General features: G+C 68.3%; 13 protein-coding genes. 8 read left to right on the forward strand and 5 right to left on the reverse strand.

Annotation, left to right across the window (positions count from 1 at the left end; all coding sequences use genetic code 11):
- The first annotated feature begins 141 nt into the window (after positions 1–141).
- On the forward strand, positions 142–1,116 hold the full coding sequence (locus AC1DSZ_RS02790; protein ID WP_476836854.1) for a DUF2232 domain-containing protein: 975 nt from the start codon (positions 142–144) through the stop codon (positions 1,114–1,116).
- A 26-nt stretch (positions 1,117–1,142) separates the two neighbouring features.
- Positions 1,143–1,706 carry a 50S ribosomal protein L9 gene (gene rplI / locus AC1DSZ_RS02795; protein ID WP_476836855.1) on the forward strand — a complete coding sequence of 188 codons (564 nt, stop codon included), beginning with the start codon at positions 1,143–1,145 and terminating at the stop codon, positions 1,704–1,706.
- A gap of 61 nt (positions 1,707–1,767) precedes the next feature.
- Here rplI and AC1DSZ_RS02800 read toward each other — a convergent pair whose 3' ends face one another.
- On the reverse strand, positions 1,768–2,103 hold the full coding sequence (locus AC1DSZ_RS02800) for a HigA family addiction module antitoxin (RefSeq protein ID WP_476836856.1): 336 nt from the start codon (positions 2,101–2,103) through the stop codon (positions 1,768–1,770).
- Positions 2,069–2,350, reverse strand: coding sequence for a type II toxin-antitoxin system RelE/ParE family toxin (locus AC1DSZ_RS02805; RefSeq protein WP_476836857.1), 282 nt, complete (start codon positions 2,348–2,350; stop codon positions 2,069–2,071). The genes AC1DSZ_RS02800 and AC1DSZ_RS02805 overlap by 35 nt, the downstream gene beginning before the upstream one ends.
- Positions 2,351–2,594: 244 nt before the next feature.
- Between AC1DSZ_RS02805 and AC1DSZ_RS02810 the strand changes: the two genes are divergently transcribed.
- The 6 genes from AC1DSZ_RS02810 (at position 2,595) to AC1DSZ_RS02835 (ending at position 9,847) form a co-directional block, all read left to right on the forward strand.
- The gene (locus AC1DSZ_RS02810) at positions 2,595–4,088 is read left to right on the forward strand and encodes a replicative DNA helicase (protein WP_476836858.1); all 1,494 of its coding nucleotides are present in this window, start codon (positions 2,595–2,597) and stop codon (positions 4,086–4,088) included.
- Complete coding sequence (gene alr / locus AC1DSZ_RS02815) at positions 4,085–5,212, forward strand: alanine racemase (RefSeq protein ID WP_476836859.1); 1,128 nt, start codon at positions 4,085–4,087, stop codon at positions 5,210–5,212. The genes AC1DSZ_RS02810 and alr overlap by 4 nt, the downstream gene beginning before the upstream one ends.
- Before the next feature lie 8 nt (positions 5,213–5,220).
- Positions 5,221–6,645, forward strand: coding sequence for a DNA repair protein RadA (radA, locus tag AC1DSZ_RS02820; RefSeq protein ID WP_476836860.1), 1,425 nt, complete (start codon positions 5,221–5,223; stop codon positions 6,643–6,645).
- A gap of 75 nt (positions 6,646–6,720) precedes the next feature.
- Positions 6,721–7,446, forward strand: a complete 726-nt coding sequence (locus AC1DSZ_RS02825; protein WP_476836998.1) for a CvpA family protein — start codon at positions 6,721–6,723, stop codon at positions 7,444–7,446.
- A 180-nt stretch (positions 7,447–7,626) separates the two neighbouring features.
- Complete coding sequence (purF, locus tag AC1DSZ_RS02830; protein ID WP_476836999.1) at positions 7,627–9,096, forward strand: amidophosphoribosyltransferase; 1,470 nt, start codon at positions 7,627–7,629, stop codon at positions 9,094–9,096.
- A 10-nt stretch (positions 9,097–9,106) separates the two neighbouring features.
- Complete coding sequence (locus AC1DSZ_RS02835) at positions 9,107–9,847, forward strand: SDR family NAD(P)-dependent oxidoreductase (RefSeq protein ID WP_476836861.1); 741 nt, start codon at positions 9,107–9,109, stop codon at positions 9,845–9,847.
- Between the two features lie 84 nt (positions 9,848–9,931).
- On the opposite strand, the gene AC1DSZ_RS02840 is transcribed toward AC1DSZ_RS02835, so the two are convergent.
- From AC1DSZ_RS02840 to secG, 3 genes are all read right to left on the reverse strand, one after another.
- Positions 9,932–10,798: a VOC family protein gene (locus AC1DSZ_RS02840; protein WP_476836862.1), complete on the reverse strand. Its 867-nt coding sequence runs from the start codon at positions 10,796–10,798 to the stop codon at positions 9,932–9,934.
- A 60-nt stretch (positions 10,799–10,858) separates the two neighbouring features.
- On the reverse strand, positions 10,859–12,487 hold the full coding sequence (locus AC1DSZ_RS02845; protein ID WP_476836863.1) for a CTP synthase: 1,629 nt from the start codon (positions 12,485–12,487) through the stop codon (positions 10,859–10,861).
- Between the two features lie 182 nt (positions 12,488–12,669).
- Positions 12,670–13,074, reverse strand: coding sequence for a preprotein translocase subunit SecG (secG, locus tag AC1DSZ_RS02850; RefSeq protein WP_476836864.1), 405 nt, complete (start codon positions 13,072–13,074; stop codon positions 12,670–12,672).
- Positions 13,075–13,327 lie beyond the last annotated feature (253 nt).

Here is a 13,327-nt window from a genome sequence, read left to right on the forward strand (position 1 = left end):
GCCGCGGCTTGAGGCTCCTGACGCCGACCCCCGGGCCGGCGTCCCTTTTCGAAGTCGCCCGATGCCGGATGAGCCGTCGTCGGGGTGGTTGGGGAGCCGCCTCCCCTAACCCGTCGCCATGACGCGGGACAGCTCGACAGAATGAATGCGATTTTCGGCATTGGCGCCGGCGCAGGCTTGGCCTCCGCCCTTTTGTTCGCGGTGATCACCACCGGGAACCCGCTCGCCGTTCTCCTGTATTTCGTCGCCCCCCTACCGGTGATCCTCGCCGCTCTCGGCTGGAACCACCGCGCCGGCCTCGTCGCCGCCGCGTGCGGTTTCGCGTTCGTGGCGCTGCTCTTCTCCGTGAAGGCAGGGCTCGCCTTTGCGCTCAGCGTCGCCGCGCCGGCCTGGTGGTTCGCCTATCTGTGCCTGCTGGCGCGCGATGAAAACGGCGCCTTGGAGTGGTACCCGATCGGCCGCCTCCTGATGTGGATGGCCGTCCTGTCCGCCGTTCTCACCACGGCCGTTTCCGTCTCGATCGGCCGCGGCGACTACGCCGCCTTCCTGCGCGCCTTTGAGCAAATCCTGGACGTGCTGCGCCGCCTCGGCACGGACGTGGACGGCGTGCCCGGCGAAAGCGGCCGGTCGAGCGCCGATCTGGCGCAGCTCATGGCCGTGATCGCGCCGCCGGTCAGCGCCGCCATCGGAGTCGCGAGCTCGGCTTTTCTGGTCTGGGCCGCCGCCCGGGTCACGCGCGCCTCAGGACGCCTGCCGCGGCCCTGGCCCTACCTGCCGGCCGCGACCTTGCCGCGCGTCGCGCTGCTCGTGTTCGGCGCGTCCTGCGCGCTTGGCGTGGCGTTGCAAGGCTTCGCCGGGCTCGGCGCTCGCTCGCTCGCGGCGTCGCTGCTGATGGCCTACTGCCTGCAGGGCCTCGCCGTCATCCACGTGCTCACGCAGGGCCTCGCCGGCCGTGTCGGCGTGCTTAGCGGCGTCTATGCGGCCTTTATCATGCTGCCGGGCTGGCCGGCGCTGATCTACGCGCTTCTGGGCGTCGCTGACGCTTTTCTCGGCTTGCGCGCCAAGCGGCTCGCCAAGAATCCACCGCCTCCGCCGGCCCCGCCGGCGTCGATCTGACATCACCAATCAAAGGAGCAACCACCATGGAAATCATTCTTCTCGAGCGCGTCGCCAAGCTTGGCCAGATGGGCGAAGTCGTCCGCGTCAAGGACGGCTACGCCCGCAACTTCCTGCTGCCCCGCGGCAAGGCGCTGCGCGCCACCGCCGGCAACCGCGAGAAGTTCGAGACGCAGCGCGCACAGCTCGAAGCCCGCAACCTCGAGCTTCGCTCCGAGGCCGCCGGCGTCGGCGAGAAGCTCGACGGCCAGAGCTTCACGATCATCCGTTCGGCGGGTGAGATGGGCCAGCTCTACGGTTCGGTCGCGGCGCGCGACCTCGCCGACATCCTGACTGCGGGCGGCTTCACGGTCAGCAAGCAGCAGATCGAGCTCAACACCCCAATCAAGGCCATCGGCCTGCACAAGGTGCCCGTGCACCTGCACCCGGAAGTCGAGATCACGGTGACGATCAACGTCGCCCGCAGCCCCGAGGAAGCCGAGCGCCAGTCGCGCGGCGAGAGCGTGCTGCAGGGCCGCGAAGAGACCAACATGGACGATCTCGGCCTCGAGATCGGCGCTGCGCTGGCCGAGTCCGGCGAAGACATGTGATCTCCGGCTCGCAGCCGTAAGATGGAGCCCGGCTGGAAACAGCCGGGCTTTTTCGTGAGCCTCAGCGCGCCTCTATTCGGTCGAGTTCGGCTCCCAGCTTTTCAGCCGTGGCGTCCAGGTCGTAGCGCGCCTGCATGTTCATGAACCACTGAGGGTCCACGCCAAAGTAGCGGCCGAGCCGGAGAGCGATCGCGGCGCTGATGCCCTGGCGCTCGCGGCAGATCTCGTTGATCCGGCTGCGCGGCACGTGAATGGCCTTCGCCAGCGCATACACGCTCAGACCCATGGGTTCGAGGAATTCCTCCCGGAGCAGCGCTCCTGGATGAGGAACGGGTAGCGTTCGCGCCATCGCCAATCTCCTCTCAATGGTAGTCAACCAACTCGACGTCGTACGCATTTCCGTCTCGCCAGACGAAGCACAGGCGAAACTGGTCGTTGACGCTGACCGCCCATTGACCCAGGCGATCGCCGGTCAGGGGATGAAGTCGATTGCCGGGTGGGACCCTGAGATCCTCGACCCGCGTCACCGTGTCGATCAGCATGAGCTTGTTCAACGCCCTTCGCGCCAGCTCGTGCGGAACCCCTTTCGGAATGTTCCCACGAAACAGGGCTTCGGTGCGTCGATCCCGAAACGAGATGATCATCCAAACCGTACAAAAAATATATACGTCCCGGAGCAACCGGGCAATCCGCCATCATACCCGCGTGTCCGACTGCAGCAATCTCGCCACAGCCAAGGCCGGCGCGCTTCGTCCGCAACAATCTTCGCCGGCCCTGTGGATCGCCGGACTAAGTACCCCCGCGCACTCCCGCGGCTGCGGCAACCATGCGATGTCATCCGGGCGGCGGGCGGTGGTAAGCTCCCGCCATCTCGGAACAGCGAATCACATGGCGTCAGCGAACCAGCTCGCGGTTCGGCCCTTGGCCGAGCCCACTCCCCAATACCGGACGGCTCCGCACAACATCGAGGCCGAGCAGGCCCTACTTGGCGCGATCCTGGTCAACAACGAGGCCTATTTCCGCGTCTCGGACTTCCTGGAGCCCATCCACTTCTCCGAGGAGGTTCACCGGCGCGTTTATGAGGTGACTCAGTCGCTGATCCGCACCGGCAAGGTGGCGACGCCGATCACGCTGAAGACTTTCGTGGGCGACCAGGACCTTGGCGGCCTCACGGTCAGCCAGTACCTCGCGCGCCTCGCCGCCGAGGCCACCACGGTGATCAACGCCGAGGATTACGGCCGCACCATCTACGACCTCGCGATGCGGCGGAACCTGATCGTCATCGGCGAGGACATGGTCAACCTCGCCTATGACGCTGCCGTGGACGAATCGCCGCGCAAGCAGATCGAGGAGGCCGAGCGGCGCCTCTACGAGCTGGCCGAATCGGGCCAGACGGAAGGCGGCTTCCAGAATTTCTCCAACTCGCTGCGCAGCGCCATCGACATGGCGGCGGAAGCCTTCAAGCGCGACCGCAAGCTCTCGGGCATCTCCACCGGCATCAGCGACCTCGACCGCATGATGGGCGGCCTGCAGCCGTCCGACCTGATCATCCTCGCCGGCCGTCCCGGCATGGGCAAGACGTCGCTCGCCACCAACATCGCGTTCAACGTCGCCAAGGACTACCGCGGCGAGCGCCAGCCAGACGGGCACATGAAGCGCATCGAAGGCGGCATTGTCGGCTTCTTCTCACTCGAAATGTCGGCCGACCAGCTCGCCACCCGCCTCATCGCCGAGGAATCCGGCGTCGCCTCCTACAAGATCCGCCGCGGCGAAATCTCCGAGCAGGACTTCGCCCGCGTCGCCAACGCGGCCCGCGAGATGGAGCGCTGCCCCTTCTACATCGACGACACCGGCGGCATCTCGATCGCGCAGCTCACCGCGAGAGCACGCCGCCTCAAGCGCCAGAAGGGCCTCGACCTTCTGGTGGTCGACTACCTCCAGCTGCTCTCGGCATCCGCCAAGAAGGGCGAGAACCGCGTGCAGGAACTCACCGAGATCACCACCGGCCTCAAGGCGCTCGCCAAGGAGCTCGTGGTTCCGATCATCGCGCTCTCGCAGCTCTCGCGTCAGGTCGAGAACCGCGACGACAAGCGGCCACAGCTCTCCGATCTACGCGAATCGGGTTCCATCGAGCAGGACGCCGACGTGGTGATCTTCGTGTATCGTGAGGAGTACTACCTCAAGAACAAGGAGCCCAAGATGGGCACCGAGGAACACTTCAAGTGGCAGGCCGAGATGGAGCAGATCCACGGCCGCGCCGAAGTGATCATCGGCAAGCAGCGCCACGGCCCCACCGGCACCGTGCCTGTCCACTTCGAGGCCGAGATCACGCGCTTCTCCAACCTCGCCGCCGAAGACCACCTGCCCGAGCGCATGGAATGAGCAGAGACCCGGCTGCATCCGGCCCGCCGCTGCGCGAGGCCGGCGGCGTGCTCACCGTCGACCTCGGGGCGCTCAAGGCCAACTGGCGCATGCTCGCCGGCATGGCGCCGGGCGCCGAATGCGCCGCTGTCGTCAAGGCGGACGCCTACGGCACCGGCATCGAGGCGTCCGTCCCCGCCTTGGCGCGCGCCGGGTGCCGCACCTTCTTCGTCGCCCACCTTGCCGAAGCGAAACGCGCACGGGCTGCGGCGCCCTACGCCGACATCTACGTGCTCAACGGGCTGCTGCCCGGAACCGCCCCCGCTTATGCGGCCGACCGCCTGCGGCCGGTGCTGGGCTCCGCCGAAGAGATCGCCGAATGGGCGGCCTTCACGCGCGCCGAATCGCTGGATCTCGCAGCCGCGCTCCACGTCGACACGGGCATGAACCGCCTCGGCCTTACGGTCGCGCAGGCGCTGGAGATGGGCGAAGCCGGGCTGGAAGGCTGTCCGATCAGCTTTCTGATGACCCACTTCGTTAGCGCCGAGGAGCCCGCGAACCCGATCAACGCCCGCCAGATCGAGGACTTCGCCACGCTGCGAGCCGCCTTCCCAGCCCTGCCCGGCAGCCTCGCGAATTCGTCCGGCGTGTTCCTGGGCCCACAGGCCCACCACGACCTGATGCGCCCTGGCTATGCGCTCTACGGGGGCAACCCGCAGCCCGGCCGCCCCAACCCCATGCGCCCCGTGGTCGGCCTCGAAGGCCGCATCGTGCAACTGCGCTTCGTCGAGCACGGCGACACGGTGGGCTACAACGCCCAGTGGACCGCCCGGGGCCGCCGGCGCATCGCCGTGATCTCGGTGGGCTACGCCGACGGCTATCCGCGCGCTGCATCGTCCTCCGACGCGCATCCGGGCGCCGACGCCATGGTGGCCGGCGTCCGCTGCCCCTTCGCCGGCCGGGTCTCGATGGACCTCATTGCGATCGACGTCACCGAGGCGCCCGGCGACCTCGGGCGCGGCGATGCCGTGTCGCTCCTTGGCGCCGAGATCACGGTCGACGACGTCGCGGCCCGCGCCGGCGCGAGCGGCTACGAGATCCTCACCTCCCTGGGCCGCCGCCACGCCCGGCGCTACGTGGACTGAACGTCTCGATGGCCAAGAGATCCCTCACCTATGCGTGCCAGAGCTGCGGCGCGGTCTATGGCCGCTGGCAGGGTCGCTGCGACGCCTGCGGCGGATGGAACACCATCGCGGAGGAAGCCGGCGCGGCTCCCCTCCCGGGCGGTTCCTCCGCCCCGAAGGGCCTTCGCGGCAAGGGCCGCGTCTTTGCGCTGGAGGGCCTGACCGGTAGCGAGCCCGAGGCGCCGCGCATCGCGTCCGGCATCGCCGAGCTCGACCGCGTCACGGGCGGTGGCTTCGTGAAAGGCTCCGTGATCCTGCTGGGCGGCGACCCCGGCATCGGCAAGTCCACGCTGCTGATGCAGGCCTGCGCGGCGCTCAGCAACAAGGGCCACCGCGTCGTCTACATCTCGGGCGAAGAGGCCGTCGGCCAGGTGCGCCTGCGGGCGGAGCGGCTCGGCCTCAGCAAGGCGCCGGTGGAGCTCGCCTCCGAGACCAGCGTCGAGGACATCATCACGACGCTGTCGCAGGGTCCTGCCCCCAAGCTCGTGATCATCGATTCGATCCAGACCATGTGGACCGAGGCCGTGGAGGCCGCGCCCGGCACGGTCACGCAGGTGCGCGGCTCGGCCCAGCTCCTGATCCGCTACGCCAAGACGAGCGGCGCGGCGCTGATCCTGGTTGGCCACGTCACCAAGGACGGGCAGATCGCCGGCCCCCGCGTGGTGGAGCACATGGTGGACGCCGTAGCCTCCTTCGAGGGCGACGGCGCGCACCATTTCCGCATCCTCCGGGCGGTGAAGAACCGCTTCGGCCCCACTGACGAGATCGGCGTCTTTGAAATGACGGGGCTCGGCCTGTCGGAGGTCGGCAACCCGTCCGCGCTGTTTCTGGCCGGGCGCGACACCGCCTCGCCGGGCACGGCCGTGTTCGCCGGCATGGAGGGCACCCGCCCGCTCCTCGTGGAGTTCCAGGCCCTCGTGGCCCCCACCTCGCTCGGCACGCCGCGGCGCGCGGTGGTGGGCTGGGACCAGAGCCGCCTTTCCATGGTGATCGCCGTGCTGGAGGCCCATGCGGGCCTGAAGCTCGGCCAGCATGACGTCTACCTGAACGTCGCCGGCGGACTTCGCATCAACGAGCCCGCAGCCGACCTCGCGGCCGCCGCCGCGCTGGTGTCGTCCCTCGCCCAGGCGCCGCTCGCGCCGGACCGCGTCTACATGGGTGAGATCGGGCTCACGGGCGCGTTGCGTCCCGTCAGCCAGTCGGCGTCCCGGCTGAAGGAAGCCGCAAAGCTTGGCTTTTCCTCCGCGATGATGCCGAAGGCCGGCATGGAGAGCGCCGGAAAGCCACCGATTCAGCTGCTGTCGGCGGGCGATGTGGCCGATCTTGTGGCCGGAATAGCCGCAAGCGCGAAAAGGTCGGGGACGCGCAAGGCTCGTGACCCGGAAGACGCGTGACGCTAGAGCCTTGCGCCGCTATAAGACGGTCGAATTGCAACGGATTCCCGCCGAGTTGAAGGTCTCATGAGCCAGATCCCCGTGACACCGCTCGACCTCGTGGTCCTGGGCGTGATCTTCATCTCCGCCCTTCTGGCCGCCGTGCGGGGCTTCACCCGCGAGGTGCTGGCGATCGGCTCCTGGATCGCGGCCGCGGCCGCCGCCTATGCGCTGCACCCGCTGGTGCTTCCCTACGCCAAGGAATACATCAGCAACGCCCAGCTGGCGCTCGCGGCCGCGATCGCATCCGTGTTCCTGATCACGCTGGTGCTGGTCTCGTTCCTGACCGTGAAGATCTCGGACCTGATCCTCGACTCCAAGATCGGCGCGCTGGATCGCACCCTTGGCTTTCTGTTCGGCGCCGCTCGCGGCCTGCTGATCGCCGTGATCGCCTTCGTATTCTTTGACAAGCTGGTCGGCGACAAGCAGCAGCCCGACTGGATCCGCAACGCCAAGATGCGGCCTGTTTTGAAGGATACGGGTGACTATATAGTGGGTCTTCTCCCCGAGGATCCGGAGGGCTATCTCCAGAAGCTCCGGAACAAGAACAAGGACCTCGGCGACCCGAGCGAGCCCCCGGCCGCGCCCGGCGCGCCGACCACGCCTCCGGCTCCCTCTGTTCCGGGCGCAACGCCGCCCGCCCAGAAACGCACGGAGACGGAGCAGGCCCCCTCCTATAAGAAGACGCAGCAACAAGGCCTGCAGCAGTTGATCGAGACGGCGGCCGGATCGGCCCCCGCCCCTGCCAAAACGACGCGCTGAGAACCGGGCGCGAACGCAGCCTCCGGCTGCGAGAACAAGAGTTCACCGGGAGCGAATGGGATGAGACCGGGCGAGCCGGCCTTGCCCGAGTTGGTGACCACGAAAACGAGCCGCCGCGCAGCGCCCCCGCCCTGCGCGGATCACGCTTGGATGAGGACCGCGATGACCCGTCGTGACCACATGGATTTCGAAGCTCCCGGAGCCGCCGTGTTCGACCCCGAGGCCGACCGCCTGCACGAGGAGTGCGGCGTGTTCGGCATCTACGGCCATCCAGACGCCGCCGCCATCACGGCGCTTGGCCTTCATGCGCTGCAGCATCGCGGCCAGGAAGCCGCCGGCATCGTGTCCTTCGACGGCAAGCGCTTCCACTCTGAGCGCGCGCTGGGCCTCGTCGGCGACACCTTCTCGGACCTCGCCACGATCGAGCGCCTGCAGGGCTCATGCTCCATTGGCCATGTGCGCTACGCCACCACGGGGGCGACCATCCTGCGCAACGTGCAGCCGCTCTTCGCCGAGCTCGCCAGCGGCGGCTTCGCGGTGGCGCATAACGGCAACCTCACCAACGGGCTGACGCTTCGTCGCCAGCTCGTGCGCGACGGCGCGATCTGCCAGTCGACCTCCGACACCGAGGTGATCCTCCATCTCGTGGCGCGCAGCCGCAAGGCGCGCTTCATGGACCGCTTCGTCGATGCGCTGGCGCAGCTCGAAGGCGCCTACTCGCTGGTCGCGATGACGAACAAGAAGCTGATCGGCGCCCGCGATCCGCTCGGCATCCGCCCGCTCGTCCTGGGCGACCTCGACGGCCGTCCGATCTTCGCGTCCGAGACCTGCGCGCTCGACATCATCGGCGCCAAGTTCGTCCGCGACGTCGAGAACGGCGAGATTATCGTGGCGTCGGAGGACGGCATCGAGTCGTTCAAGCCGTTCAAGCCGGTCCGCGCGCGGCCCTGCATCTTCGAGTACATCTATTTCTCGCGGCCGGACTCGATGGTCCACGGCAAGTCGGTCTACGACGTGCGCAAGCGCATGGGCGCGGAGCTCTCGGCCGAGGCCCCGATCGACGCCGACGTCGTGATCCCGGTGCCGGATTCCGGCGTCCCGGCCGCGCTCGGCTTCGCGCAGGCCTCCGGCATCCCGTATGAGCTCGGCATCATCCGCAACCACTATGTCGGCCGCACCTTCATTCAACCGACGCAGTCGGTGCGCGAGCTCGGCGTGCGCATGAAGCACTCGGCCAACCGCGCCGTGGTGGACGGCAAGCGGATCGTGCTGATCGACGATTCGATCGTGCGCGGCACGACTTCGGTGAAGATCGTCCAGATGATGCGGGACGCCGGCGCCAAGGAGGTGCATTTCCGCATCTCGAGCCCGCCGATCACGCACCCGGACTATTACGGCATCGATACGCCCGAGCGCGACAAGCTGTTGGCCGCCACGCACACGCTCGAAGAGATGCGCAAGTATATCGGCTGCGACAGCCTCGCCTTCCTCTCCGTGAACGGCATCTACCGCGCCATGGGGCAGACCCGGCGCGACGATTCCTGCCCGCAATACACCGACCACTGCTTCACGGGCGACTACCCGACGCCGGTCACGGACCTCGTCGGCGAAGGCCCCAAACAGATCCCCATCCTCGCCGAAGTCGGATGATCGCCTGACCATGTCGAAGCCTCTCGAGAACCGCATCGCGCTCGTGACGGGCGCGTCCCGCGGCATCGGCCGCGCCGCCGCGCTCGCCTTCGCGGCCGCCGGCGCGCATGTGGTCGCGATCGCGCGCACCCAGGGCGCCCTCGAGGAACTGGACGACGAGATCCGCGCCGCGGGCGGCGCGGCGACGCTGGTCCCGGTCGACATCAAGGACTTCCCGGCGCTGGACCGGCTTGGCGCGGCCCTGCACGAGCGCTGGGGCAAGCTCGACATTTTCCTCGGCAACGCCGGCGTGCTCGGGCCCATCACGCCGCTCGGCCATGTGGAGCCGAAGGACTGGGACAACGTGCTGGCCGTGAACGTCACCGCGAACTGGCGCCTGCTCCGCTCGCTGGACCCGCTGCTGCGCGCTTCCGACGCCGGCCGCGCCATCCTGATGTCTTCCGGCGCATCCTGGAAGCGCACCGCCTATTGGGGTCCCTACGCGGTTTCCAAGGCCGCCGTGGACGCGCTGGGCTGCACCTATGCGGCCGAGACCGCCACCACGCCCATCAAGGTGATGCTGGTGAACCCCGGCCCGCTGCGCACCCGCATGCGCGAAACCGCCATGCCGGGCGAAGATCCGATGTCGCTGCAGACGCCCGAAGATCTCGCGCCGCATCTGGTCGAGATGGCCTCCCCGGCCTGGACCGAGACCGGCAAGCTGTTCGATTTCCCGACCAAATCGGTGAAGAGCTTCCGCTTCCCGGAGTAACCTGGACCGCGAGCCTTCAGGCTCGCATGGGATGTTCGGCCATGACGCAGGAATGCGAGCCTGAAGGCTCGCGGTCCATGCGCCTCACCCAGCCCGTTCCACGAAGCTGACCACCACGCCGAACGCCGCTTCGGGCTGCAGCACAACAGCCGCGCCGACCACGCTGTGCGGCAAGCCCGCCGCGCGGACGCGCTCCGCAACCGTACTGAGGCTCTTTACCGCCACCGTGAACCCGACCAGCCGCGCAGGCTCCTCGGGCAGCCGCACGCCCGTGTGGAACGCGAGGGCTGCGCCGGACACCACCTCGATCCGCCCCCGCGGCAGGTGGACGATGATCCCGGCCGAGTTGGACACGAGGTCATGCTCGCCCGTGAACTTGTAGAGAAACTCGGCATGCGCCGACGGGTTCTCGGCCAGCATGGTGACAGCTTCCACCGCGAGCGCGCCGTTCGGGTGCTGCTGGAACGCCGGATTCCAGAAGTTCTGCGGCTCATGCTGCTGGCACACGAAGAAGCCCGCCGCCGGCGCCAGCGCGTCCTGCGCGAAAGCGAGGCTGAAGGCGACCCGCGCCTCAGAGCCATCCGGCCGGCGCGCCTGGCGCTCGAAAAAGAACGGCTCAAACCCGCCGATTCCCGACGCCGCGAAGGCCGCTTGGTCGCCGGCTGCGTCCGTCGACTCCAGCACCAGCATCGCAAAGCCATGGCCTTGCGCGAGGCTGTCGCGCACGAAAGCCCCAAACGAAAAACGGCCAGGCTGATGCGGCTCGATCGCCGCGCCCTCGCCCACCGTGATCAGCTCCAGGAAAACCCCCGGAAACTGCACGATGCGGTTCTCTGTCCCCCAGGGATGGCGGTTGCGCGCGCCGACCACGAAGCCGAGCGCCTCGTAGAAGCGCCCGGCGGCGTCGAGGTCGTGGACGGGAAGCACGAGATGGTCGAGGCCGCGGGGCATTGGGGCGCCTTTGAACGGGGGAGAAGTCAGCTTAGCGGATCGCAGGCCGAACGGCAGCCCTCACACCAAGCGGCTCTTCTCCACCGCCGCCGCGATGAAGCTCGCAAACAGCGGGTGCGGCTCGAACGGCCGCGACTTCAGCTCGGGGTGGTACTGCACGCCGATGAACCAGGGGTGGTCGGGGAACTCCACCGTCTCGGGCAGCAGGCCATCCGGCGAGACGCCGGCGAACTTCATGCCCTGCGCCTCGAGCTTCTCGCGGTAACCCATGTTCACTTCGTAGCGGTGGCGATGGCGCTCGGAGATCTCGGTGTCGCCGTAGATCCTGGCGATGTGACTGCCTTCGGCCAGCTTCGCCTTGAAGGCGCCGAGCCGCATGGTGCCGCCGAGGTCGCCGCCGGCGGCGCGGATCTCGAGCTCGTTGCCGCGCATCCACTCGGTCATGAGGCCGACCAGCGGCTCCTTGCAGGGCCCGAACTCGGTGGAATTCGCGTCCGTGATGCCGGCCAGCGAGCGCGCCGCCTCGATCACGGCCATCTGCATGCCAAAGCAGATGCCGAAATACGGCACCTTGCGCTCGCGCGCGAAGCCGGCCGCCCGGATCTTGCCCTCGGCCCCGCGCTGGCCGAAGCCGCCCGGCACCAGGATGCCGCTGACATGCTCCAGGAAGGGCGTCGGGTCCTCGTTCTCGAAGACCTCGGACTCGATCCAGTCGAGCTTCACCTTCACGCGGTTGGCGATGCCGCCGTGGTTCAGCGCCTCGATCAGCGACTTGTAGGCGTCCTTCATGCCCGTGTACTTGCCCACCACCGCGATGGTGACCTCGCCCTCGGGGTTCTCGACGCGCTCGGTTACGCCTTGCCAGCGCGAGAGGTTCGGCTTGGGCGCGGGCTCGATGCCGAATGCGGCCAGCACCTCGGCGTCGAGGCCGGCCTCGTGGTAGGCGGCCGGTACGGCGTAGATCGACGATACGTCGCGCGCCTCGATCACGGCGGTCTCGCGCACGTTGCAGAACAGGCCGAGCTTGCGGCGCTCCTCGCGCGGGATCTCGCGGTCGGTGCGGCAGAGCAGGATGTCGGGCTGGATGCCGATGGAGCGCAGCTCCTTCACGGAGTGCTGCGTCGGCTTGGTCTTGAGCTCGCCGGCGGTCGGGATGAACGGCAGCAGCGTGAGATGCACGTACACGGCGTGGCCGCGCGGCAGGTCGTTGCCGAGCTGGCGGATCGCCTCGAAGAACGGCAGGCCCTCGATGTCGCCCACCGTCCCGCCGATTTCGACGAGCACGAAGTCGACGCCCTCGTTCCCGGTGAGCACGAATTCCTTGATCGCGTTGGTGACGTGCGGAATCACCTGCACGGTGCCGCCGAGATAGTCGCCCCGGCGCTCCTTGGCGATGATTTCCTGGTATATGCGCCCAGTGGTAATGTTGTCGGCCTTGGACGCCGGCCGGCCGGTGAAGCGCTCGTAGTGGCCGAGGTCGAGGTCGGTCTCGGCGCCGTCGTCGGTGACGAAGACCTCGCCATGCTGGTAAGGGCTCATCGTGCCCGGATCGACGTTGAGATAGGGATCCAGCTTGCGCAGGCGGACCGAATAGCCGCGAGCCTGCAGGAGAGCGCCCAGGGCTGCGGAAGCAAGGCCTTTCCCGAGGGAAGAAACCACGCCGCCGGTGATGAAAACATAGCGAGCCATGGGGGTTTCCATCTAGTCCGTCGCGGCCGATTTGGCGAGGCCGCAACCGAGCCCGACCGGGGGCTCTCCACAGAAAACGACCCGGCGCCCGCCCGGGCGCCGGCCTGTTCATGCTGGAGGGCCAGGGCCCTCGCCTCTCTTCAAAGCGAGAGGGCCGGTCGCCCGGCCCTCATGTCGTCTCGTTACTGCGCCGGCGCGGGGGCCGGGGCTGCGGGGGCGGCCGGAGCCGGCGTCGCCGGAGCCTGCTGGTTCTGCAGGCGGTTCAGCTGGTCGAGCACGCCGCCGGAGGGCGCCTGCGCGGGAGCCGCCGGCGCGCCTGCGGGCGCGTTCGTGTCGAGGATGGACTTCGGCGCGCGGTTGGCGCCGGCCATGATGCCCAGGATCAGGCTGGTGGCGAAAAAGATCGCGCCCAGGATCGCGGTGGCGCGGGTGAGCGCGTTCGCCTGGCCGCGGCCGGTCATGAACCCGGAAACGCCGCCGCCGCCCGACAAGCCGCCAAGCGCGCCGCCTTCGGACCGCTGGAGGAGAATCACGCCCACGAGCGAGAGCACCACGATGAGGTGCACGACGATCAGAACCTGCTGCATGGGTCCTTCCGGGCCGAAGCCGTATACAAGCCAAAAGGCCGGGGGCATCGCCATCACGATGAAGGCGGTCCCGGCCGAACTGTCGCGTGGGCGTTTAGCACGCCCTGAGCGCTGGCGCCAAGATGGGATGGGCAGCGAGCCTGCGCAATGGGTTGATCTTGATAGACCCTGCCCTCACCCCAGCCCTCTCCCCGTGCCGGGGAGAGGGGGCCCGTTGCGGCTGCGGCGCTGGGCAGACCCTTCGCCCCGGAAC

It is taken from the genome of Alsobacter sp. P4_H11, assembly GCF_056400925.1.